Raw genomic sequence first — 21,961 nt, forward strand, 5'->3', positions numbered from 1 at the left:
GGTTCGGAATCAACGGTAAACGGCAAGACTCAGTCCGCCGCAAATGCAGACGAGAAGGCAGGCCCGGAACAGCGACGGGTGCCAGACGAGACGGTAGAGGCCCGTGTAGGCGAGCAGGCGGTCGACGGCCCAGGTCGCGATCGCGCCGAGGACGAACATCAGCACCACCGTGGGCATGTAGGCATCGAGAATGGCGATTTCACGCGGCATCATGACGAGGCTCCTGGTTGGGGACGCACGGGGCGGTTGCGGTTGAGCGGCTCGAGCGGCGATTCCGGGTCGAGCAGCGCGGTCCGCACGAAATGCAGATGGCTCAGGATGCGCTGCAGCCGGTGGCGCTCTTCACGCGACGGCTCGACCGCGTCGAGCGTTTGCCGGGTCGCGTCGATCGCCGCATTGGTCGCGGCGAGCGTCGCGTCGAAGCGCGCGGCGCTCGGCTTCGAGAACAGCGCCGACAGCGCCGTGCGCATCGTCTCGATCGCGCGACGCCACGGCATCGTGCTCGCATAGCGCGGGTCGGGCGGCAGCGCCGCAAGCTCGTGACGCAGGTCGATCGTCGCGTTGCCGGCTTCGAGCACCGCGAACATCCAGCGCAGTGCGTCGCGCTGCACGTCGGGCTGGTCGGCCGACAGCGTGTGCGCCTGGTACATCAGGTCGCGCGCGCCGCTTTCGAAGCGCGTGCGCAGGCCCGCGAGCCGTGCGTGGCCGGCCGCGACGACCTGATGGCGCAGATCGGCGAACAGCCGTTTCTTGAGCCACGGGGCGGTCGGCGGGAACAGCACCGCGAACGCGATCGCCGATACCGCCATCGACAGCACGAGCGCGAGCGAATCGTTCATGAAGCCGGTCGGGTCGTAGTGCGTGATGTTGTCCGGGCCGGCGAGGAAGCAGAAGAAAATCAGGTAGCCCATCCCGTAGCCGGCGAGCTTCGGCTTCAGCGTCAGGTAGATGCCGATCGCGAGCAGCGGCGCGAGCGCGACGCACAGCAGCGGGAAGCCGTCGATGTGCGGATAGATCCCGAACGTCAGCAGGAAGCCCGTACAGACGGCGAGCGCCGTGCCCATGCCCATCTGCGCGGACATCGCGGTCGGGCGCGGCGTCGACGACGCGAGCGCGCAGGTGGCCGCCGCCGTGAGCGTCATCGTCACGCCGCTCGGCCACGCGGTCTCGATCCAGAACCAGCCGAGCACGAGAATCACGGTCGCGGTGCGGATCGCCGCGATCACCGTCGCCGTCGCGTTGGTGCGCGGCTCGTAGCGCTCGATCCAGCGTTCGCGCTCGTGCGTCGCGCTCGACAGCGACGCGTAGGTGGCCGCGTACTCGTGCAGGTCGGTGATGAAGCGGTACAGCAGTTCGGCGGCCGTATCGAAGTCGAGCAGCGGAAAGTCCGGCCGCGTTTCGAGCGCCGCGCGCGTCGCGCGGATGCGGCGCGGCAGCGCGTCGCGCCACGCGAGCAGTTGCGCGGCCGCATGGCCGGCGTCGGCCGACGTGCGCACCGGTTCGCCGGCCGGCGTCAGCAGCAGCGGCGCGATCTCGCGGAAGTACGGCTCGATCGCATCGATCGCGGCCTGCGCGCCGGCCGCATGCAGCCGGTTCATCAACTGGTGCAGCGCATGGAAGCGGCTCGACGCGCTCATGAATTCGCTGTTCAGCCGCGCGAGGCGGCCGCTGCGCATCCGCGTGTCCGGATCCTCGAACACGGCCATGCTGCGCGCGGCCTCGAACCCGACCACGTCGGCGACGAAGCGCGTATGGATGGTTTCGATATGCGCACGGTCGAGCTGGCCCGAAAGCGTCGACGCGACGTAATCGACGAAGGTGCCGAAGCGCTTGCGTACCGTCGTGCGCATCTGTTCGCCCGTGTACTGCGGGAACACGAGCGCGCTGACGACGCCGGCCGACACGATCCCGACCATGATTTCGGCCACGCGCGTCAGCGCGCTCATGAACGCGCCGTCCGGGTGCTGCGACGCGGGCAGGCCGATCAGCGCGGTCGTGTAGCCGGCCAGCAGGAAGCCGTAGCTGCGGAAGTTGCGGTTGCGCGCGGCGCCCGCCGTGCACAGGGCGATCCACAGCGCGATCGCCAGCAGGAACAGTTGCGGCTGCTGCGGGAACAGCCCGACGAAGGCGAGCGTCGCGATCAGCCCGAAGATCGTGCCGGCGACCCGGTAGAAGCTCTTCGCGAGCACCGCGCCGCTTTGCGGCTGCATCACGATGAAGACGGTCGTCATCGCCGTTTTCGGGGCGGGCAGGTCGAGCCGCATCGACACGCCGGTCGCGATGAACGCGGCGAGCAGCGCCTTGAACAGGTAGAGCCACGCGGCGCCGTCGGTGCGGGCCCAGTCGCCGAACGCGGCGTACCAGGCCGCGAATGGGCCGCCGGCGGGCGTGGAAGCGGGGGAGGAGGCTGACATGGCGGCGCTCCGCGTTACCGTGCGTCCGGCGCGGCGGACGCGTCGGCGGTTGCGACCTGCGCGGGCCGGCCGACGGCGGCCGCGGGCTTCGTGCCCGATGCGGCGGCTGGCGCGGCGGCGCCGACGGCGGCTTCGTCCTTCGGCGGTGGGTCGCCCCGGCCATCCGTGCCCGTCTCGACCCCGCCGCCGAGCGCGGCCATCAGCTGCGCGTGCGCGGCGAGGCGTTCCGCGTCGATGCGGGCGGCCGTCTCCTGCGCGCGCAGCAGTTGCTGTTGCGCGACCAGCACGTTCACGTAATCGGTCAACCCGCGGCGGAAGCCTTCGCGCGACAACTGATAGCTGCGATTGTTGGCCGCCACCGAGCGCGCGGCGTCCTTCTTCTGCGTCTCGAGCGAGCGGATCCGCACGACCTGGTCGGCGATGTCCTTGAGCGCGCCGACGATCGTCTGGTTGTAGCGCTCGACCGCCTGGTCGTAGCCGGCATTCGCGGCGCCGAGCTGCGCACGCAGCCGGCCGCCTTCGAAGATCGGCAGCGACAGCGCGGGGCCGGCCGTCCAGCCGCCGTTCATCGCGCGCAGGAAGTCGGTGAACGGCGCGGTCACGCCGAAGCCGCCGACCGTCGCGAGCAGGTCGATGTTCGGGTAGAACGACGCCTTCGCGACGTCGATGCCGCGCGCCTGCGCGTCGACCGTCCAGCGCGCCGCGACGACGTCGGGGCGGCGGCCGAGCAGGTCTGCCGGCAGCGCCGATGGCAGGCCGGCCGGCGCGTCGAGCGCAAGCTGCGGCCGCTTGATCGCGTCGCCGGCGCCCGGGCCCTTGCCGGCCAGCGCGGCGAGCTGGTGGCGCGCGAGCTGGATCGCTTCTTCATAGGTGTCGATCTGGCGCTCGTAGTCGGGCAGCGTCGATTCCGCCTGGCTGACTTCGAGTTGCGTGCCGATGCCGGCCTGCAGCCGCTTGCGCGCGAGATCGGCGAGCGAGCGCTGGCGTTCGAACGTTTCATGCGCGAGATCCAGCAGCGCGTAGTTCATCGACATGCCGACATACGCGCGCACCACGTTCACTTCAAGTTCGAGCTTCGCCGCCCGTGCGTCGGCGGCGGTCGCGTGCGCGGTGTCGAGCGCGCGTTCGGTTGTGTTCTTGTCCTTGCCCCACAGGTCGAGGTGGTACGACAGGCCGAGCGTGCCGGTATTGTTCCAGGTGTCGGCGTTCGCGAGCGGGCCCGGGCCGTAGTACACGTTGTCCGGCCAGTGCTCGCGCATCAGCGACAGATTGCCGTTGATCTGCGGCAGTTCGGCCGAACGGGCGACGCGCGCCATGGCCTGTGCTTCGCGCACGCGCGCTCTCGCCGCCGCCAGGGTGGGGTTGCCGGCCTGCGCGGCGGCGATCCATGCATCGAGCTGCGGATCGCGGTACGCGCGCCACCAGTCGGCGGCGGGCCAGCCCGCGTCGCGGTCCGCCGCGCGGATGGCCGCGCCGGCGTCGAGCGCGTTCGCTTCGATGCGGGTGGACTGGGTCCGGTTGTCGCCCATGCTCGCACAGCCGGCCATTATTAATGAGATTGCAAGAACCGCAAGTGCGAACGTCCCTGTTTTTCCCCGAGACTGCACGATTTTCTCCCTTTCGGATATAGATGGGTCGGGGGGGATTATATTTTTCAGCGATTCCTGAATAAACCGGCAACGGCGAAACTCATTTTTACGAATCCTGGGATAATATTGGCTAGCGGATGTGCAACAATCCCTCCGCATTCAAACGGGTAGTGGGATGGATACGTTACAAAACATGCGGGTATTCGTCCGCGTGGTCGACGCGGGTAGCTTTACCGCGGCCGCCCAGCAGATGAATTCGACCACCGCCTACGCGTCGCGCGCGGTCTCGGATCTCGAGGCCCACCTGCGCACGCGCCTCCTGAACCGCACGACGCGCCGGATCGCGCTGACCGAAGCCGGCGAGCGCTATCTGCAGCGCTGCGAACAGATCCTCGCTTACGTCGACCAGGCCGAAGCCGAGGCCGGCGACGCGCATGCGCGCCCGTCCGGCAAGCTGAAGGTCCATTGCTTCACGAGCCTCGGCCAGCACTATCTGGTGCCGGCCATCGCGCGCTACCGCACGCGCTATCCGGACGTGCACGTCGAGCTCACGCTCGCGCAGCGGATGCCTGACCTGCTGGACGAGGGGTACGACGTCGCGATCGTCGTCGGCCGCGATCTGCCCGATTCGGGGCTCGTGTCGCAGCGGCTCGGCGAAAGCTACAGCGTCGTCTGCGCATCGCCCGGCTACATCGAGTCGCACGGCGTGCCGCAGCGGCCGGCCGACCTCGCGCAGCACGTGTGTCTCGGGATGGTCGCGCCGGGCTTTCACTTCGACGAATGGGCGCTGGCGGGGCCGAACGGCGACGAAGTCGTGCCCATCACGGCGCCGCCGTTTCGCGTGAACGTCGCCGAGGCGCTCGCGGTGGCCGTGCGGGAAGGGATGGGCGTCGGCGGGCTGCCGCTCTATTCGGCGATCGGCTGGCTGCGCAGCGGGCACATCGTGCGCGTGATGCCCGAGTACCGGTCGCACGTGATGAACATCTACGCGCTGTATCCGTCGCGGCAGTACCTCGACGCGAAAATCCGGACCTGGGTCGATTTCCTGCGCGACGAGCTGCCGGTCACGCTCGAAGCGGACGAAGCGGCGCTCGAACAGTACACGCATGCGACATGACAGCGCGGTGGGCCGCAATCTGACGAGATTTGTCCTTCACGCAACATTTTTTTACGAACGCGTATCGGACAGTTTGATACTGTTGGAATTAACGAGATACATCACACCGGAGTAGCGATGGATACGCACCTGATGATCGGCCTTGGCGTCCTGCTGGGCGCGGTTGCCGCCGCGGCGGCAAGCCGCGACCTGCTGCGTGCGATGAAGGCGAAGGCGCAGATGAAGCCCGTGCCGGTCCGCGTGCGCGAGCCGCGCCGCCCCGGCCGCTGATCCCGCCGTCACGCTTCAGGTCTGGCAGGCCGCGCCACGCGGCGGGCCGGGCTCGGCGCTCAGCCGAGCTCGACGACCTTGTCCCACGCGAACGCGGGGTTTTCCCATTCGCCGGTGCGCCGGTGAAAGTAGCCGCGCGGATTGCATACCACGCGCGTGCCGCTGTCCGTCACGTAGTCGAATGACGTATGCGTGTGGCCGTGCAACCACAGATCCACCGGCGGTCGCACCAGGTCCGCCATATCCGTCACGAACCCCGCCGAAGCCAGATCGTCCGCATAGCGTTGCGCCAGCGAGCGCCGGTGCGGCGCATGATGGGTGACGACGATCGTCTTGCCCGCGAACGGCGCCGCCAGCTGCGCTTCCAGCCATGCGCGGCCTTGCCGGTGCAGCGCGATCGCGTCGGCCGGCGAGAAATCCCGGTCCGGTGCGTCCGGTGCACTCGCTGCCGCATGCAACGCTGCGTCGTGCGGCCAGGTTACCTGGATCAATCCCTTGAAATCGAGCATCACGCGCAGCGCGGCATCGATCGCGCGCGCGACGCTGGCTTCGTCTCGGCCGAACAGCGAGAAATCGGCCCAGAGCGTCGTGCCCAGCACGCGAAAGCGTTGCGCGGGATCGACGTAGACGCCGTTGTTCAAGTAGTGCACGTTGTCGAGCGCGTGCGCCGCGTCGCGCATCGCCGTTTCCAGCGCGCCGAATTCCCCGTCGTAGTACTCGTGATTGCCGGGCACGTAGATCACCGGCACCGCGGGGTCGAACGTCTCGGCGGCCCAGCGCAGGCCTTCCGCGTGATTGTGGATGTCGCCGGCCAGCACGACGAGATCCGCGTCGGCATGCGGGATCGCGTCGGGCAGGTTGCTTTCGAGATGCAGGTCGGACAGGACGCGGACTTTCACGGGATTGGCTCCGGAGTAGGCGGCTTCAGCGCAGGACCTTGCCGGGATTCATCAGGCCGCGCGGGTCGAGCGCGGTCTTCAGCGTGCGCATCAGCGCCGTTTCGACCGGCGACTTGTAGCGTTGCGCGTCGTCGATCTTCAACTGGCCGATGCCGTGCTCCGCGCTGATCGTGCCGTGGTGGCGGTGCACGTTGTCGTAGACGATCCGGTTGATCGGCGCCTGGAACGCGGCGAGGAACGCCTTCGCATCGCCGCCTTCGGGCATCTGCACGTTGTAGTGCAGGTTGCCGTCGCCGAGGTGGCCGAACGTGACCATCCGCGCGCCCGGCGCGGCCTGCTGGATCGCCGCGTCGGTCTCGTCGATGAAGCGCGCGATCGACGAGATCGGCACCGCGATGTCGTGCTTGATGTTGAGCCCTTCGTCGGCCTGCGCGAGCGGGATGTGCTCGCGCAGGTCCCAGAACGCACGCGATTGCGCGAGGTTCTCCGCGACCACCGCGTCGACCACGAGCCCGGCCTCGAACGCTTCTTCCATCAGCTTCTCGAACAGCGCGCGCGCATGTGCTTCGCTTTCGTTGTCGGACAGCTCCAGCAGCACCGTCTGCGCATGCGTTTGCGCGAACGGGTAGCGCAGTTGCGGATAGTGCTTGCCGACCAGCTGCATGCAGAAATCCGACATGAGCTCGAAGCCGGTCAGCAGCGGTCCGGCCGCGCGCTGCGCGAGCGCGAGGAAATCGAGCGCCGCGTGCGGCGATTCGAGCGCGGCCAGTGCCGTGACCTGCGCGGCCGGCAGCGGATGCAGCTTCATCACGGCCGCCGTGATGATCCCGAGCGTGCCTTCGGCGCCGATGAACAGGTCGCGCAGGTCGTAGCCCGTGTTGTCCTTGCGCAACCCGCGCAGCCCGTCCCAGATTTCGCCCTGGGGCGTCACGACCTCGAGCCCGAGGCACAGCTCGCGCGCGTTGCCGTAGCGCAGCACCGCGGTGCCGCCCGCATTGGTCGACAGGTTGCCGCCGATCGTGCAGCTGCCTTCCGCCGCGAGGCTCAGCGCGAACAGCCGGCCGCCCTCGCGGGCGCGCGCCTGCACGTCGGCGAGGATCACGCCGGCTTCGACGGTGATCGTGTTGTTGTGCGGATCGAGCGCGCGCACGCGGTTCAGGCGCGCGACGCTCAGCACGGCCTGGCTGCCGCTCGCATCGGGCGTCGCGCCGCCCGCGAGCCCCGTGTTGCCGCCCTGCGGCACGAGCGCGATGCCGTGCGCGTTGGCCAGCTTCACGAGTGCGGCGACTTCGGCCGTGTTCGCGGGCTTCAGCACCGCGCACGCCGCGCCCTTGTAGCGGCGGCGCCAGTCGGTGAGAAACGGTTCGGTATCGTGCGGATCGGTCAGCACGTGGTCGGCGCCGATCGCGTCGCGGCACGCGGAAACGAAAGCTTCGGAGGACATCATCACCTTGTCGCGTAAGGGTCAGGACGTGGCGCGCGGCTTTTTCGCCGCGCGCTTGAACGGCGCGACGTAAGCCAGCGCCGCGACGAAGAAGCCGACGGCAAGCGCGGTCTCGCACCAGCCCAGCGTCGCGGACAGCCCGCGATCGGACATGCCGCGCACGATGCCTTCGGCAAGATAGACGAGGATCAGCATGCTCGCCCACTGCATCGTATAGATGTTACGCCGCCAGACGCCGGGCAGCGCGAGCGCGAGCGGCACGGCCTTGAGCATCAGCGCGGAGCCGCCGGGGCGCAGCGGCGCGAGCCACAGCTCCCACGCGAGCGACAGCGCGATCAGCGCGACGAGACACGCGGCGGCGGCCAGCGCGTAGTGCGGCCGGGCCGCGACGGCGGAGCGGGCGGGGGCGTTCATGCCGCCTCGGCGGCCTGGGCGCTGGAAAGGGCCGCGGCGGCGCGCGCGAGCCGTACGCCGAGCGCGGCCGCGAGCGCCTTCTCGTCCGCGGACAGTCCGCCGGGTGACGACCGATCGTGCTGCGCGACGTGCGACGCGCCGTACGGTGTGCCGCCGGTACGTGTCGTGCTGAGGGCGGATTCGGTGTACGGGATCCCGACGATCATCATCCCGTGATGCAGCAGCGGCAGCATCATCGACAGCAGCGTCGATTCCTGGCCGCCGTGCAGGCTGCCCGTCGACGTGAACACGCTCGCGGGCTTGCCGGTCAGCGCGCCCGACAGCCATTGCGGCGTCGTGCCGTCGAGGAAATACTTGAGCGGCGCGGCCATGTTGCCGAAGCGGGTCGGCGAGCCGAGCGCGAGGCCCGCGCATTCCTCGAGGTCGCGCAGTTCCGCGTACGGCGGGCCGTCGGCCGGGATGTCGGGGGCGGTGGCTTCGCAGACGGCCGACACGGGCGGCACGGTGCGGATGCGCGCCTGCATGCCAGGCACGCTGTCGATGCCGTTCGCGATCGCGAGCGCGAGATCGCGCGTGGCGCCGTGGCGGCTGTAATAGAGGACGAGAATGTCTTTCATGGGCGACGGAGCCGCGTGCGGCCGCGCGCATGCCCGGTGCAGTCGGCCCCTGCTGGAATCGAGCGGCTATTATAGGGGCTGAAGCCGTCGCGCAGCGCGGCGGCGGCGCGCCGTGACGCGCGCGGCATCAAGAAGGAGAAGCCGTTTGCCGAAGTTGAGCGTTGATCTCGATACCATCAAGCGCCTCGCGCAGTTCGCGGCCCGGCGCAGCGCCGAGGATCGCATCCCGCAGGTGGCGGGCAGCCTGACCTTCACGACGCTGCTGGCGCTCGTGCCGCTGCTGACGGTCGCGTTCGCGTTGTTCACCGCGTTCCCGATGTTCGCGTCGTTCCAGATCTCGCTGCAGGGGTTCCTCGCCGATCACCTGATGCCCGCGCAGTTCAACATCCAGATCTTCAAGTACCTGAACCAGTTCGCATCGAAGGCCAAGGGGCTGACGACGGCCGGCCTGATCGTGCTCGTCGTCACGTCGGTGATGACGATGATGACGATCGAATCGGCGTTCAACCTGATCTGGCGCGTGCGCAAGCCGCGGCCGTTCGCGCAGCGCGTGCTCGCGTACTGGGCGCTGATCACGCTCGGGCCGTTGCTGTTCGGCGTGAGCCTGTCGATCTCGTCGTATCTGTTCACGCAATCGCTCGCGTTCACCGGCGCGGGGCCGTCCACGTCGATCGTCGAGTGGCTGCTCGCGCTCGCGTCGTTGCCGTTGACGGTGCTCGCGTTCACGCTGCTGTACGTGTACCTGCCGAACTGCACGGTCGCATGGCGCGATGCAGTGATCGGCGGGCTGTTCGCGGCCGTCGCGTTCGAGCTCGCGAAGCGCGGCTTCGGCTACTACGTCAGGCGCATTCCGACATATACGGCTGTCTACGGTGCGTTCGCGGCGCTGCCGGTGTTCCTGCTGTGGGTGTATTTGAGCTGGTTCATCGCGCTGCTCGGCGCGATGGTCGCGTCGGCGCTGCCGGCGATTCGGGTGGGCCAGTTCCACCGCATCCATTATCCGGGGAGCGACCTGCTCGACGCGCTCGAACTGCTCGCACGGCTCGCCGAAGCGCGCGCGGCCGGCAAGCGCGGCTACACGGCGATGCGGCTCGCGACGATGCTGCGCTGCGACATGGAAACCGCGCAGCGCTTGCTGACGACGATGGAGGAGCGGGAATGGGTCGCGCGGCTCGAGGGCGGCGACGAGGCCACGCCGCGCTACATCCTGCTCGCGAACCCGGAGCAACTGACGCTCGCGCAACTGTTCGACGTGCTGGTGATCGACCGCGCGGAGTTGACCTACCAACTGGAGCGGCGCCGCAGCCACGTCGAAGGCGCGGCGCTGCTCGCGGTACTGTCGAGCGACCGGTTCGACGTGACGCTCGCATCGCTGATCGCCGCGCACCGGCTCGCGGGCGGGCAGCCGGCCGGGAACGCCGGCGCGGCGCCGCGCGTGGACGATCCGCACGCGCGGCCGCCGCGGCCTGCCTGAAGGCGGGGCGGGCGGCTACAGCGGGATCTTGCCGGTGCAGATGTCCTTGAACATCACCCAGTCGCCCATCAGGCTGTAGATCGGGTGTCGGAACGTGGCCGGACGGTTCTTCTCGAAGAAGAAGTGCCCGACCCACGCGAACCCGTAGCCGCACACGACCGCAGCCGGCAGCCAGGGCCAGTGGCCGGTCGCGACCGCCATCGCGACGCAGCCGATCACGCCGAGCGAGCCGATGAAGTGCAGCCGCCGCGACGTCAGGTTCCGGTGCTCGTTCAGGTAATACGGGTAGAAGTCAGCGAAGCTGGCGAATTGCTCCGTATGCGTATGCGCCATGGCCGTCTCCTCTGGCCGCCGTTCACAAGGCCATTGTGCGGCCGGCGGCCGGCGTCCGCAAGCGGCGGCGGGCCGCCGCGCGGGCCCGTGCTTTCCTTTTGACAGGCTTTCCGATAGGATCGAAAGAGATTTTGCATTCAAGCATGAGGGGACTACGATGCGCGTCAGCGATATTCTGAAAGTGAAGGGCAACACGTTGTTTACCGTGACGCCCGATAAGCCGCTGCGCGAAGCGGTCGATACGATGGCCGAACACGACATCGGTTCGCTCGTCGTGATGGAGTACGGCGATCTCGTCGGGATGCTGACGTTCCGCGAGATCATCCTGCGCCTGCGCGAAAATGGCGGCGCGATCGGCGACGTGCAGGTGCGCAAGGTGATGGACGAGCCGCTCACGTGCACGCCGGAAACGGACGTCAACGAAGTGCGCCGGATGATGCTCGAGCGTCACGCACGCTACATGCCGGTGCTCGACAAGAAGGTGCTGATGGGCGTCATTTCGTTCTACGACGTCGCGAAGACGGTCGTCGAGGCGCAGAGCTTCGAGAACCGGATGCTGAAGGCATACATCCGCGACTGGCCGGAATCGGAAGCCGAAGCGCACAAGCCGTGAATCGCGCCGCGCCCGGCACGTCGATGCATGGGCGCCGCCATCCGGCACGCGGCGGCGCAGGCATGGCCTGCGCCGCTTTTTTTTCAACAACGACACGAGGCCCGCGCAGCTTCGCCCAGACGATGCGCGCGTATTCCGCATGAGCGATCACACGCAAGCCACTTCGGGGCGGCGCGACGAACGGCGCGCCCACGCATCGCAGTTCGACCTGCTGCGCGAGCGCCGCTTCGCGCCGTTCTTCACGACCCAGTTCCTCGGCGCGCTGAACGACAACGTCTTCAAGATCGGCTTCACGTCGCTCGTCACGTATCACACCGCACGGTTTTCCGGCGTCGATGCGAAGACGGCCGCGTTCCTGATTTCCGCGATCTTCATTCTGCCGTTCGTGCTGTTCTCGGCCACCTCCGGCCAGATCGCCGACAAATACGACAAGGCGACTCTCACGCGCTTCGTGAAATCGTTCGAGATCGTGCTGATGTTGGTCGGCGCGGCCGGCTTCGTCACGCACAGCGCGACGCTGCTGTATCTGTGCACGTTCATGATGGGCATGCACTCGACGCTGTTCGGGCCCGTCAAGTATTCGTACCTGCCGCAGCATCTCGGCGAACATGAGCTGGTCGGCGGCAACGGGCTCGTCGAGATGGGCACGTTCATCGCGATCCTGATCGGCACGATCATCGGCGGCGCGGCGGCCGGCATCGAAGGCAGCGGCGAACGCGTGCTCGCGGTGAGCGTCGTCGTCATCGCGCTGGCGGGGCGGCTCGTCGCGCAGCGCGTGCCGCCCACGCCCGCGCCGCAGCCCGACCTCGTGATCAACTGGAACCCGGTCAGCGAGACCTGGCGCAACCTGAAGCTCGCGCGCCAGAACCGCACGGTGTTCCTGAGCCTGCTCGGCATCTCGTGGCTGTGGTTCGTCGGCGCGACGTTCCTCACGTCGTTCTTCAATTTCGCGAAGGACGTGCTGTCCGCCAGCCCCGACGTCGTCACGATCCTGCTCGCGACCTTCTCTGTCGGCATCGGCCTCGGCTCGCTGCTGTGCGAGCGGCTGTCGCAGCGGCGCGTCGAGATCGGCCTCGTGCCGCTCGGCTCGATCGGCATCAGCGTGTTCGCCATCGAGTTGTATTTCGCGAGCCACGCGCTGCCGTCGCCCGGCCATCTGCTGTCGGTCGGCGAATTCCTGGCCGGTGCGCGCCACTGGCGCATTCTCGCCGACCTGTTCCTGCTCGCGATGTTCGGCGGCTTCTACAGCGTGCCGCTGTACGCGCTGATCCAGAGCCGCAGCGCGCCGACTCACCGCGCGCGGATCATCGCCGCGAACAATATCCTGAACGCGCTGTTCATGATCCTGTCGGCCGTGATGGCGATGGGGTTGACCAAGGCCGGCGTCGACATCCCGGGGCTGTTCCTCGTCACCGCGCTGCTGAACGTGGTCGTCGCGACGTATATCTACCTGCTCGTGCCCGAGTTCCTGCTGCGCTTCGTCGCGTGGGTGCTCGTGCATACGTTCTACCGGATCCGCCTCGTGCACGCGGAGCGGATTCCGGCGGAAGGCGCGGCGGTGCTCGTGTGCAATCACGTGAGCTACGTCGATGCGCTCGTGCTGGCCGCCGCGAGCCCCCGGCCGATTCGTTTCGTGATGGATCACCGGATCTTCAAGACGCGTTTCGCGAGCTGGGTATTCCGGCACGCGAAGGCGATCCCGATCGCGCCGCGCCACGAGGATCCCGCGATGCTCGCGCGTGCGTACGACCTGTGCGAGGCAGCACTGAAGGACGGCGAACTCGTGTGCATCTTCCCCGAGGGCAAGCTGACGAAGACGGGCGACATCAACACGTTTCACCACGGCATCACCGAGATCCTGAGCCGCACGCCGGCGCCGGTGATCCCGATGGCGTTGCGCGGGCTGTGGGGCAGCTATTTTTCGCGGCATGCCGATGCGCGGATGCCGCGGCCGATCAAGCGCGGCGTGATGAGCCGGCTGACGCTGGCGGTCGGCGAGCCGATCCCGGCGTCGATGGCGACGCCCGAAGCGCTGCAGGCGGCAGTGACCGAGCTGCGCGGCGCGCGGAAGTAGGCGGGGCGGCCGGGTGCGGGTTGCCGGTTGCCGCGCAGCGACGAGCGCGGCGAGCCGCACGGCCCGCCCGGCCCCGGTGCGGCCGAGCGACGGCAGGCCACGCCGCGGCCACGGCCGGCCCCGGTGATCTGAACGGTTCACACGGCCCGCGGGCCCGGGACGGCTGGCATAATAGCGGTTTACCTCTTTTTTCGACCGGCAAACGATCGACCTGCCCGCGGCCCCGGCAGCGCATCGGTTTGCCCATTTCTCTTTGGGCGGTTCCATCATGTCCGGCAATACCCTCGGCACGCTTTTCACTGTCACGACCTTCGGCGAATCGCACGGTCCCGCGATCGGATGCGTGATCGACGGCTGCCCGCCGGGGATGGGGTTGACCGAAGCCGACATCCAGGTCGAACTCGATCGCCGCAAGCCGGGCACGTCGCGGCACGTGACGCAACGGCAGGAGGCCGACGAGGTCGAGATCCTGTCGGGCGTGTTCGAAGGCGTGACGACCGGCACGCCGATCGCGCTGCTGATCCGCAATACCGACCAGCGCAGCAAGGATTACGGCAACATCGTCGAGACGTTCCGTCCCGGCCACGCCGACTACACCTACTGGCAGAAATACGGCATTCGCGACTACCGCGGCGGTGGCCGCTCGTCCGCGCGCCTGACGGCGCCGATCGTCGGCGCCGGCGCGGTCGCGAAGAAGTGGCTGCGCGAGCGCTTCGGAGTCGAGGTGCGCGGCTACATGAGCGCCCTCGGCGAGATCGACGTGCCGTTCGTCGACTGGTCGCATGTGCACGAGAACCCGTTCTTCTCGCCGAACGCGGCGGTCGTGCCGGAGCTCGAAGCCTACATGGACGCGCTGCGCAAGGACGGCGATTCGATCGGCGCGCGCATCGACGTCGTCGCGTCGGGCGTGCCGGTCGGCTGGGGCGAACCGGTGTTCGACCGGCTCGATGCCGATATCGCGAAGGCGATGATGAGCATCAACGCGGTGAAGGGCGTCGAGATCGGCGCGGGCTTCGACAGCGTCGCGCAGCGCGGCTCGGTGCATGGCGACGAACTGACGCCGGCCGGCTTCGTCGGCAACCACGCGGGCGGCGTGCTCGGCGGGATTTCGACGGGCCAGGACATCACCGTGTCGATCGCGATCAAGCCGACGTCGAGCATCCGCACGCCGCGCCGCTCGATCACGAAGTCCGGCGAAGAGGCGACGGTCGAAACCTTTGGCCGCCACGATCCGTGCGTCGGCATTCGTGCGACGCCGATCGCCGAATCGATGCTCGCACTGGTGCTGATCGACCATGCGCTGCGCCATCGTGCGCAGTGCGGCGACGTCGAGACGTCGACGCCGAAGATCGCCGGCAGCGCGACCTGATACAAAGCAGGTGGGGGCGCGGCGCGTGTCGCCTCGTCCGGCAAACGATGAATGCAAGCGGGGCGCTGCGTGATGCAGCGCCCCGTTTCGTTTGCGGCGGTGTGCCGTGACGCACGCAAAACGCGCCGCTCGTGGCGGCGCGTTCCGGTCGTTACATGTTCGGGTAATTCGGCCCGCCGCCGCCTTCGGGCGTGACCCACACGATGTTCTGCGTCGGGTCCTTGATGTCGCAGGTCTTGCAGTGCACGCAGTTCTGCGCGTTGATCACGAGCCGATCGCCGCCGTCGTCGTTCTTCACGAACTCGTACACCGCCGCCGGGCAGAAACGCGCCTCCGGCCCCGCGTACGTGCGCAGGTTCACGTTCACCGGCACGCTCGCGTCCTTCAGCGTCAGGTGCGCCGGCTGGTTCTCCTCGTGGTTCGTGTTCGAGATGAACACCGACGAGAGGCGATCGAACGTCAGCTTGCCGTCCGGCTTCGGATAGTCGATCGGCTCGCATTGCGACGCCGGCTTCAGCATCTCGTGGTCCGCGTGCTGGTGATGCAGCGTCCACGGCACGTTGCCGCCCATTACCTTCTGCTCGATCCCGACCATCAGCGTGCCTAGGTACAGGCCCTTGGCCATCCACTGCTTGAAGTTGCGCGCGCGGTACAGCTCCGTGTACAGCCACGATTGCTTGAACGCGTCCGGGTACGCGTTGAGCTCGTCCGACTGACGCCCGGCCTGCACCGCGTCGAATGCCGCATCGGCCGCCAGCATCCCGGTCTTGATCGCCGCGTGGCTGCCCTTGATCCGCGATGCGTTCAAAAAGCCCGCGTCGTCGCCGATCAGCGCGCCGCCCGGGAACACCGTCTTCGGCAGCGACAGCAGGCCGCCGGCCGTGATCGCGCGCGCGCCGTACGACACGCGCTTGCCGCCTTCGAGGAACGCGCGGATCGACGGATGCGTCTTGTAGCGCTGGAATTCCTCGAACGGCGACAGGTACGGGTTCGTGTAGCCGAGGCCCACGACGAAGCCGACCACCACCTGGTTGTTGTCCATGTGATACAGGAACGAGCCGCCGTACGTATCGGACTTCAGCGGCCAGCCGGCCGTGTGGATCACGAGGCCCGGCTTGTGCTTGGCCGGATCGATTTCCCACAGTTCCTTGATGCCGATCCCGTACGCCTGCGGATCCGCGTTCGCGTCGAGCTTGAACTTCGCGATCAACTGGCGGCCGAGGTGGCCGCGACAGCCTTCGGCGAACAGCGTGTACTTCGCGTGCAGCTCCATGCCGAGCTGGAAGTTCTCGGTCGGCTCGCCGTCCTTGCCCACGCCCATGTTGCCGGTGGCGACGCCTTTGACCGAACCGTCGTCGTTGTACAGGATCTCCGCGGCGGGGAAGCCCGGGAAGATTTCCACGCCCAGCGCCTCGGCCTGCTGGCCGAGCCAGCGCGTGACGTTGCCCAGCGAGATCACGTAGTTGCCGTGATTCTTGAAGTTGTCGGGCAGCGCCCAGTTCGGCGTCGTGACCGCGCTCTTCTCGGACAGGAACAGGAAACGGTCTTCCGTCACCTCGACGTCGAGCGGCGCGCCGCGTTCCTTCCAGTCGGGAAACAGCTCGGTGATCGCGCGCGGGTCCATCACCGCACCCGACAGGATGTGCGCGCCGATCTCGGAACCTTTCTCGAGCACGCACACGCCGATCTCGGCGCCTTTCTCGGCGGCCAGCTGCTTGAGCCGGATCGCCGCCGACAGCCCGGCGGGGCCGCCGCCGACGATCACGACGTCGTATTCCATCGATTCGCGCGGGCCGTATTGCTCGATGAGGCTTGCGGGGGTCATTGGCGTTCCTCTAACCGTTAGAATGCTTTTATTCGGGAGCGTATTGTCTGCGAAACGAAACGCTTGCCGCAACAACATGCAGGTAGATTAGCACGATCGTTCTATTTTTTGTGCTAGGGTAATGCCGCTCGGGCTGTGCCAGCCTGGGCTGGCGCAACGACATCGAAAGGGGATGTGCAAATGGGTCGATCGATCAATCTGGAAGGCAAGGTTGCGCTGGTCACGGGCGCGTCGAGCGGCCTCGGGCAGCGTTTTGCGCAGGTGCTGTCGCAGGCCGGCGCGAAGGTCGTGCTCGCGAGCCGCCGCGTCGAGCGCCTGAAGGAGCTGCGTGCGGAGATCGAGGCGGCGGGCGGTGCCGCGCACGTCGTGTCGCTCGACGTGACCGACGTCCAGAGCATCAAGGCGGCCGTCGCGCATGCGGAGACGGAAGCCGGCACGATCGACATCCTCGTGAACAATTCGGGCGTGTCGACGATGCAGAAGCTCGTCGACGTCACCCCGGCGGATTTCGAATTCGTGTTCGATACGAACACGCGCGGCGCGTTCTTCGTCGCGCAGGAAGTCGCGAAGCGGATGATCATGCGCGCGAACGGCGGCGGCAACGGCAAGCCGCCGTGCCGGATCATCAACATCGCGTCGGTGGCCGGGCTGCGCGTGTTTCCGCAGATCGGGCTGTACGCGATGAGCAAGGCGGCGGTCGTGCAGATGACGCGCGCGATGGCGCTGGAGTGGGGCCGCCACGGCATCAACGTGAACGCGATCTGTCCCGGCTATATCGATACCGAAATCAATCATTACCTGTGGGAAACCGAGCAGGGCCAGAAGCTGCAGTCGATGCTGCCGCGCCGGCGCGTCGGCAAGCCGCAGGATCTCGACGGGCTGTTGTTGCTGCTCGCGGCCGACGAGTCGCAGTTCATCAATGGCTCGATCATCTCCGCGGACGACGGCTTCGGCCTCGCGTGAGCGGATGACATTTCGCAACAAAGAAGACTGCAATGAACGCAACAAGCGATTACTCTCCCGTTTTTGAGATGTCGATGCCGATCCGCTGGGGCGACATGGACGCGTTCGGCCATGTGAACAACACGGTCTATTTCCGCTACATGGAGCAGGCGCGGATCTCGTGGTTCGAGCAGCTCGGCATTGCGGGCGGCAACGGCGAGGGGCAGGGGCCCGTCATCGTCACCGCGTCGATGGAGTTCCTGAAGCAACTGCACTATCCGGGTGACGTGATCGCGAAGATGTCGGCTGCAAAGCCCGGCCGAAGCAGTTTCGACACCGGCTTCGAGCTCACGCGCGCGGACGATCCGCAGCATGTCTATGCACGCGGCAACGCGCGCTGCGTGTGGGTCGACTACGCGCTCGGCAAGTCGGTGCCGCTGCCGCCACTGCTGCGCGACACGATCGAGCGCGCGCTCGCGACGAAAGTCGGCTGAGCGCGGATACCGGCAGGCCGGCGCAAGGCCGCCGGTGGCGCGCCGTGCCCGATGTTTCCCCGGATCGGCCGCCGCGCGCGGCCGATCGTCATTCGCGCGTCGCGATGCTATGCAATGCGCGTTTACTGCCCGAGCAGGCGCTGCAGCAGTTCCGGCGTGTTGTTCGTCCCGTATTTGCGCATCAGCCGCGCGCGATAGATGTCGACCGTGCGTGAGCTGATGTCGAGCACGCGCCCGATCTGCTTGCTGGTCTTGCCGGTCGCGAGCTGGGCGGCGATCTCGCGCTCGCGCGGGGTCAGCTCGACCGCGACGCGGCGCGTCGCGCTCAAATCCTCGAAGGTCCAGACGCCCGCCGAGAGCGGCGCGGTGCGGTCGAGCGCGCGGCCCGTCACGTGGCACCAGAACAGCTCGCCGTCCGCGCGTTTCATGATTCTGTCATCCGAGTAGACGCCGTTCGCGACCATCACGCGGGCGATGCGCTCGCCGATGCGCTGGAATTCGTCCGTCGACGGGTAGAGCACCGCGTACGATTTCCCGATCAGGTCGGCCCGCGCGCAGCGGAAGATCGACGCGAGCGCGTCGTTGCAATCCTCGATCACCCGGTCGCGCGACAGCACGAGGCCGAGCGGCGCGAGGTGGAAGGCGGTCTGGTAATCGAGCTCGGGCATGGCGCAGGCAAGCGGAGGCAAATGCTTATGTATTTTTGCGTATTGTGCCGCATCGGCGTCACATCGTACCCTTTCAGGCATCTCGCGGCGGTGTTCGCGACATAAAAACAGCGCGCTTCGACGCAGGCATTGCCGCGCATGCATAGAATGGTGCGGCGGGCTTGCGCCACGTGGCGCGTGAACCGGTTTTGCTGGTTTCCATAGAGGAAGGGACAACAGATGAACAAAGTCTATCCAAGCGCGGCTGCCGCGCTGGAGGGGATCGTCCGCGACGGACAGACCTTCGCGGTGGGCGGCTTCGGCCTGTGCGGCATTCCCGAGGCGCTGATCGCGGCGTTGCGCGATTCGGCCGTCAAGGGCATCACCTGCATCAGCAACAACGCGGGCGTCGACGGTTTCGGCCTTGGCCTGCTGCTGGAAACGCGCCAGATCAAGAAGATGATCTCGTCGTACGTCGGCGAGAACAAGGAGTTCGAGCGCCAGTATCTGGCCGGCGAGCTCGAGCTCGAATTCACGCCGCAGGGTACGCTCGCCGAAAAGCTGCGCGCGGGCGGCGCGGGCATTCCCGCGTTCTTCACGAATACCGGCTACGGCACCGTGATCGCGGAAGGCAAGGAAACGCGCCAGTTCGGCGATCGCCACTACGTGCTCGAACCGTCGCTGACTGCCGACGTCGCGCTCGTCAAGGCGTGGAAGGCCGACAAGTCCGGCAACCTGATCTACCGCCGCACCGCGCGCAACTTCAACCCGATGTGCGCGATGGCCGGCAAGATCACCGTGGCCGAGGTCGAGGAGATCGTCGAGAACGGCGCGCTCGATCCGGACCACATCCATACGCCTGGCATCTTCGTGCAGCGTATCGTGCTGAACGCGACGCCTGAGAAACGCATCGAACAACGCGTCGTACGCGGGAAAGGAGACTGACATGGCCTGGAATCGTGACCAGATGGCCGCGCGCGCGGCGAAGGAACTGCAGGACGGCTTCTACGTGAACCTCGGCATCGGCCTGCCGACGCTCGTCGCGAACCACGTGCCGGAAGGCGTCGAGGTGTGGCTGCAGTCGGAGAATGGCCTGCTCGGCATCGGCCCGTCGCCGACCGAGGACGAAGTCGACGCCGATCTCATCAACGCCGGCAAGCAGACCGTCACGACGCTGCCGGGTTCGTCGATCTTCTCGTCGGCCGATTCGTTCGCGATGATCCGCGGCGGTCACATCAACCTCGCGATCCTCGGCGCGATGCAGGTCAGCAAGCAGGGCGACCTCGCGAACTGGATGATCCCCGGCAAGATGATCAAGGGGATGGGCGGTGCGATGGACCTCGTCGCGGGCGTGAAGCGCGTCGTCGTGCTGATGGAGCATGTCGCGAAGGGCGATCAGCACAAGATCCTCGACGAATGCAACCTGCCGCTCACGGGCGTCGGCGTGGTCGACCTGATCATCACCGATCTCGGCGTGATCGAGGTGACGCCGGCCGGGCTGAAGGTGCTCGAGCTCGCCGACGGCGTGAGCGTCGACGAGATCCAGGCGAAGACGGGCGCACCGCTCGACGTCAGTGCCGTGGCCTGACATTACCTCGTTGCGTCATCCTCGACGCCCCGCGTTCCCGACGGAACGCGGGGCGTTTTGTCATGACCGCATGTGTCACGCGATCGCGCCGCCGCCGTCGATCAGCACCGTCGAGCCAGTCGCATAAGGCGTTGCCGCCAGGTACACGATCGCATTCGCGACATCCTCCGGCTGACCGACCCTGCGTGCCGGCAGCCGCTGCGCGGCGCCCGCATACATCGCGTCGCGTGCGTCGGGAGCGAGCTTGTCCCACAGCGGCGTCGCGATCAGGCCCGGCGACACGGTATTCACACGCACCGGCGCGAGCTCCAGCGCCAGCCCGCGGGCGAGCGCCTCGAGCGCCGCGTTGATCGCGCCTTGCAGGACCGACGACGCGCTCGGCCGCACGCTGAGGTAGCCCGACACGAACGTCAGCGAACCGCCGGGCGCGATATCGATCGCGCGGGCGATGCGGTAGGCGCCCCAGAACTTGCTGTCCATCGCCGCCTGCGCGTCGTCAAGCGGCAGCGCGCGGACCGGGCCCGTGGCCGTCTTCGCGGCCGAAATCACGACGTGGTCGAACTGGCCGGCGCGGGCGCAGAATGCATCGACGTTCGCCGTATCGGTGATGTCGAGCGTTTCGGTTCGCACGTGCTCGCCCGGTATGGCGTCGATATCGAACCTGCCCGGATCGCGCGACGCGATCGTCACGCGCGCGCCGCGTTGCGCGAATGCCGTCGCGGTGGCGGCGCCGATGCCGGAGCTTCCTCCGACGACGAGTACTTTCTTTCCGTGGAGCGGATCATTCATGAAGGTCTTTCCTGGGTGATGAGTTGAACGGCATCCGGTCAGATCGTTTCGGTCTCGCGCAGCGTCGACGGGCTATGCAGCGCGAAGCGTGCAATGTCGTCCTTGCGCATGAAAGCGACACCCGGGTGTGATCGCGCGTAGTGCAGGAAATCGTCCCACGCACGGACCATCTGCGGCGTGCCGCTGATCCGGTCGTGCGCACTGATCGACATCAGCCGCCGCCTGTGGCCGGCTTCCGCGTACAACTGGTCGAAATCGAGCTTGATCTGCTCGACGAACATCGTCGGCGAGTAGTTGCGGCCTTCGATCAGCAGGATGTCGTTGTTGCGCAGCGTGTACGGAACCACCGCGAAATCGCGACCATCGACGGTCTCGATGAACGGTTCGTCGCGACTGACGTCGTCGATGTGATACACGTAGCCGAGTTCCTGCAGCAGCGACAACGTATGCGGCCCGCGCCGCAGCCAGTTGCAGTTGTAGCCGGTCGGGCGCTGGCCGGTCACCGCTTCGACCATGTCGCGCGCTTCGGTCAGGAAGCGGCGCTCGTCGTCACGGCTCATCGCGAATTGCGCGCGCCACGTCGGGCCGTGCGCGGCGGCTTCGTGGCCGCGCGACACGATCTCGCGCGCCAGTTCGGGGTGCCGGCGCGCGGCTTCCCCAATCATGTGCGACGTCACTTTCACGCCGTGTCGATCCCACAGATCGAGCAGGCGCGGAATGCCCTCCCGGTACCCATACGCGAACCAGGTGGCCGACGCGAGATCGATCGGCACCGACGGCGGAAACGCGACGGCCGGAAACGGGCTGTCCGCGCCGGTCGACGGTTGTCCGCCCGCCTCGAACTGCATCGAGATCGAGATCACGAGCCGCGCGCCGTCGGGCCAGAACGGCGTAGCGCCCGGCGCCGCGGGCGCCGGCGTCGGCGCGGCGGTGGCAGGCAGGGGCGTGCCTGCGGCCAGCACGACGCCGGCGGCGAGCCCGGCGCCGGCCTGGGCCAGGAACGTGCGGCGCGGCAGGGGTGTCGCGGGCGTGTCGTTATCGTGAGTCAT

General features: G+C 67.5%; 22 protein-coding genes. 10 read left to right on the forward strand and 12 right to left on the reverse strand.

Going from position 1 to position 21,961, the window contains the following annotated elements; all coding sequences use genetic code 11:
* Positions 1-9 precede the first annotated feature (9 nt).
* The 3 genes from QZM15_RS15625 to QZM15_RS15635 are packed head-to-tail and all read right to left on the reverse strand — an operon-like array spanning position 10 to position 4,021.
* The gene (locus QZM15_RS15625) at positions 10-213 is read right to left on the reverse strand and encodes a DUF1656 domain-containing protein (RefSeq protein WP_006476212.1); all 204 of its coding nucleotides are present in this window, start codon (positions 211-213) and stop codon (positions 10-12) included.
* A complete protein-coding gene (locus QZM15_RS15630) occupies positions 210-2,414 on the reverse strand; it encodes an FUSC family protein (RefSeq protein ID WP_302106702.1) in 2,205 nt (734 codons plus the stop codon). The genes QZM15_RS15625 and QZM15_RS15630 overlap by 4 nt, the downstream gene beginning before the upstream one ends.
* Before the next feature lie 14 nt (positions 2,415-2,428).
* Positions 2,429-4,021: an efflux transporter outer membrane subunit gene (locus tag QZM15_RS15635; RefSeq protein ID WP_302106703.1), complete on the reverse strand. Its 1,593-nt coding sequence runs from the start codon at positions 4,019-4,021 to the stop codon at positions 2,429-2,431.
* A gap of 157 nt (positions 4,022-4,178) precedes the next feature.
* Between QZM15_RS15635 and QZM15_RS15640 the strand changes: the two genes are divergently transcribed.
* Both QZM15_RS15640 and QZM15_RS15645 read left to right on the forward strand, forming a co-directional pair.
* Positions 4,179-5,120, forward strand: coding sequence for a LysR family transcriptional regulator (locus QZM15_RS15640; protein ID WP_059640691.1), 942 nt, complete (start codon positions 4,179-4,181; stop codon positions 5,118-5,120).
* Between the two features lie 117 nt (positions 5,121-5,237).
* Complete coding sequence (locus QZM15_RS15645; protein ID WP_167351608.1) at positions 5,238-5,390, forward strand: hypothetical protein; 153 nt, start codon at positions 5,238-5,240, stop codon at positions 5,388-5,390.
* Positions 5,391-5,449: 59 nt separating this feature from the next.
* Here QZM15_RS15645 and QZM15_RS15650 read toward each other — a convergent pair whose 3' ends face one another.
* From QZM15_RS15650 to wrbA, 4 genes are read right to left on the reverse strand one after another with little or no spacing between them, the layout of a single operon-like run.
* Positions 5,450-6,289 (reverse strand): metallophosphoesterase, encoded by an 840-nt coding sequence (locus QZM15_RS15650; RefSeq protein WP_104012262.1) that lies wholly within the window; start codon positions 6,287-6,289, stop codon positions 5,450-5,452.
* Between the two features lie 25 nt (positions 6,290-6,314).
* Positions 6,315-7,736: an FAD-binding oxidoreductase gene (locus QZM15_RS15655; RefSeq protein ID WP_059640694.1), complete on the reverse strand. Its 1,422-nt coding sequence runs from the start codon at positions 7,734-7,736 to the stop codon at positions 6,315-6,317.
* A gap of 18 nt (positions 7,737-7,754) precedes the next feature.
* A complete protein-coding gene (locus tag QZM15_RS15660) occupies positions 7,755-8,147 on the reverse strand; it encodes a DUF2069 domain-containing protein (RefSeq protein ID WP_059575836.1) in 393 nt (130 codons plus the stop codon).
* Positions 8,144-8,764: an NAD(P)H:quinone oxidoreductase gene (wrbA, locus tag QZM15_RS15665; protein WP_059640698.1), complete on the reverse strand. Its 621-nt coding sequence runs from the start codon at positions 8,762-8,764 to the stop codon at positions 8,144-8,146. The genes QZM15_RS15660 and wrbA overlap by 4 nt, the downstream gene beginning before the upstream one ends.
* Positions 8,765-8,909: 145 nt before the next feature.
* Here wrbA and QZM15_RS15670 point away from each other — a divergent pair, with 145 nt between their 5' ends.
* Complete coding sequence (locus tag QZM15_RS15670; RefSeq protein WP_302106704.1) at positions 8,910-10,238, forward strand: YihY family inner membrane protein; 1,329 nt, start codon at positions 8,910-8,912, stop codon at positions 10,236-10,238.
* A gap of 15 nt (positions 10,239-10,253) precedes the next feature.
* On the opposite strand, the gene QZM15_RS15675 is transcribed toward QZM15_RS15670, so the two are convergent.
* Positions 10,254-10,571 (reverse strand): Mpo1-like protein, encoded by a 318-nt coding sequence (locus QZM15_RS15675; RefSeq protein ID WP_059640702.1) that lies wholly within the window; start codon positions 10,569-10,571, stop codon positions 10,254-10,256.
* Positions 10,572-10,728: 157 nt separating this feature from the next.
* Here QZM15_RS15675 and QZM15_RS15680 point away from each other — a divergent pair, with 157 nt between their 5' ends.
* The 3 genes from QZM15_RS15680 to aroC all read left to right on the forward strand — a co-directional run bounded on the left by QZM15_RS15680 (position 10,729) and on the right by aroC (position 14,627).
* Positions 10,729-11,184, forward strand: a complete 456-nt coding sequence (locus QZM15_RS15680; RefSeq protein ID WP_034207093.1) for a CBS domain-containing protein — start codon at positions 10,729-10,731, stop codon at positions 11,182-11,184.
* A gap of 139 nt (positions 11,185-11,323) precedes the next feature.
* Positions 11,324-13,258 carry an MFS transporter gene (locus QZM15_RS15685; protein ID WP_124658959.1) on the forward strand — a complete coding sequence of 645 codons (1,935 nt, stop codon included), beginning with the start codon at positions 11,324-11,326 and terminating at the stop codon, positions 13,256-13,258.
* 268 nt (positions 13,259-13,526) lie between these two features.
* Positions 13,527-14,627, forward strand: coding sequence for a chorismate synthase (gene aroC, locus QZM15_RS15690; RefSeq protein ID WP_059575828.1), 1,101 nt, complete (start codon positions 13,527-13,529; stop codon positions 14,625-14,627).
* A 151-nt stretch (positions 14,628-14,778) separates the two neighbouring features.
* Here aroC and QZM15_RS15695 read toward each other — a convergent pair whose 3' ends face one another.
* Positions 14,779-16,452, reverse strand: coding sequence for an electron transfer flavoprotein-ubiquinone oxidoreductase (locus QZM15_RS15695; protein ID WP_089464717.1), 1,674 nt, complete (start codon positions 16,450-16,452; stop codon positions 14,779-14,781).
* A gap of 180 nt (positions 16,453-16,632) precedes the next feature.
* On the opposite strand from QZM15_RS15695, the gene QZM15_RS15700 reads away from it, so the two are divergent.
* Positions 16,633-17,415 (forward strand): SDR family oxidoreductase, encoded by a 783-nt coding sequence (locus QZM15_RS15700; protein ID WP_011545236.1) that lies wholly within the window; start codon positions 16,633-16,635, stop codon positions 17,413-17,415.
* A gap of 32 nt (positions 17,416-17,447) precedes the next feature.
* Complete coding sequence (locus tag QZM15_RS15705; protein WP_302106705.1) at positions 17,448-17,888, forward strand: thioesterase family protein; 441 nt, start codon at positions 17,448-17,450, stop codon at positions 17,886-17,888.
* A gap of 122 nt (positions 17,889-18,010) precedes the next feature.
* On the opposite strand, the gene QZM15_RS15710 is transcribed toward QZM15_RS15705, so the two are convergent.
* Positions 18,011-18,556 carry a LuxR C-terminal-related transcriptional regulator gene (locus QZM15_RS15710; protein ID WP_059575823.1) on the reverse strand — a complete coding sequence of 182 codons (546 nt, stop codon included), beginning with the start codon at positions 18,554-18,556 and terminating at the stop codon, positions 18,011-18,013.
* A 219-nt stretch (positions 18,557-18,775) separates the two neighbouring features.
* Here QZM15_RS15710 and QZM15_RS15715 point away from each other — a divergent pair, with 219 nt between their 5' ends.
* Both QZM15_RS15715 and QZM15_RS15720 read left to right on the forward strand, forming a co-directional pair.
* Positions 18,776-19,480 (forward strand): CoA transferase subunit A, encoded by a 705-nt coding sequence (locus QZM15_RS15715; RefSeq protein WP_302106706.1) that lies wholly within the window; start codon positions 18,776-18,778, stop codon positions 19,478-19,480.
* A 1-nt stretch (position 19,481) separates the two neighbouring features.
* Positions 19,482-20,123: a CoA transferase subunit B gene (locus QZM15_RS15720; RefSeq protein WP_059575820.1), complete on the forward strand. Its 642-nt coding sequence runs from the start codon at positions 19,482-19,484 to the stop codon at positions 20,121-20,123.
* Positions 20,124-20,198: 75 nt separating this feature from the next.
* Here the strand turns inward: QZM15_RS15720 and QZM15_RS15725 are convergent, their stop codons facing one another.
* A complete protein-coding gene (locus QZM15_RS15725; protein ID WP_302106707.1) occupies positions 20,199-20,912 on the reverse strand; it encodes an SDR family oxidoreductase in 714 nt (237 codons plus the stop codon).
* Between the two features lie 38 nt (positions 20,913-20,950).
* Positions 20,951-21,961 (reverse strand): polysaccharide deacetylase family protein, encoded by a 1,011-nt coding sequence (locus QZM15_RS15730; RefSeq protein WP_302106708.1) that lies wholly within the window; start codon positions 21,959-21,961, stop codon positions 20,951-20,953.

This window comes from Burkholderia sp. AU44665 (genome assembly GCF_030504405.1).
GTDB classification, from domain to species: Bacteria; Pseudomonadota; Gammaproteobacteria; order Burkholderiales; family Burkholderiaceae; genus Burkholderia; species Burkholderia semiarida.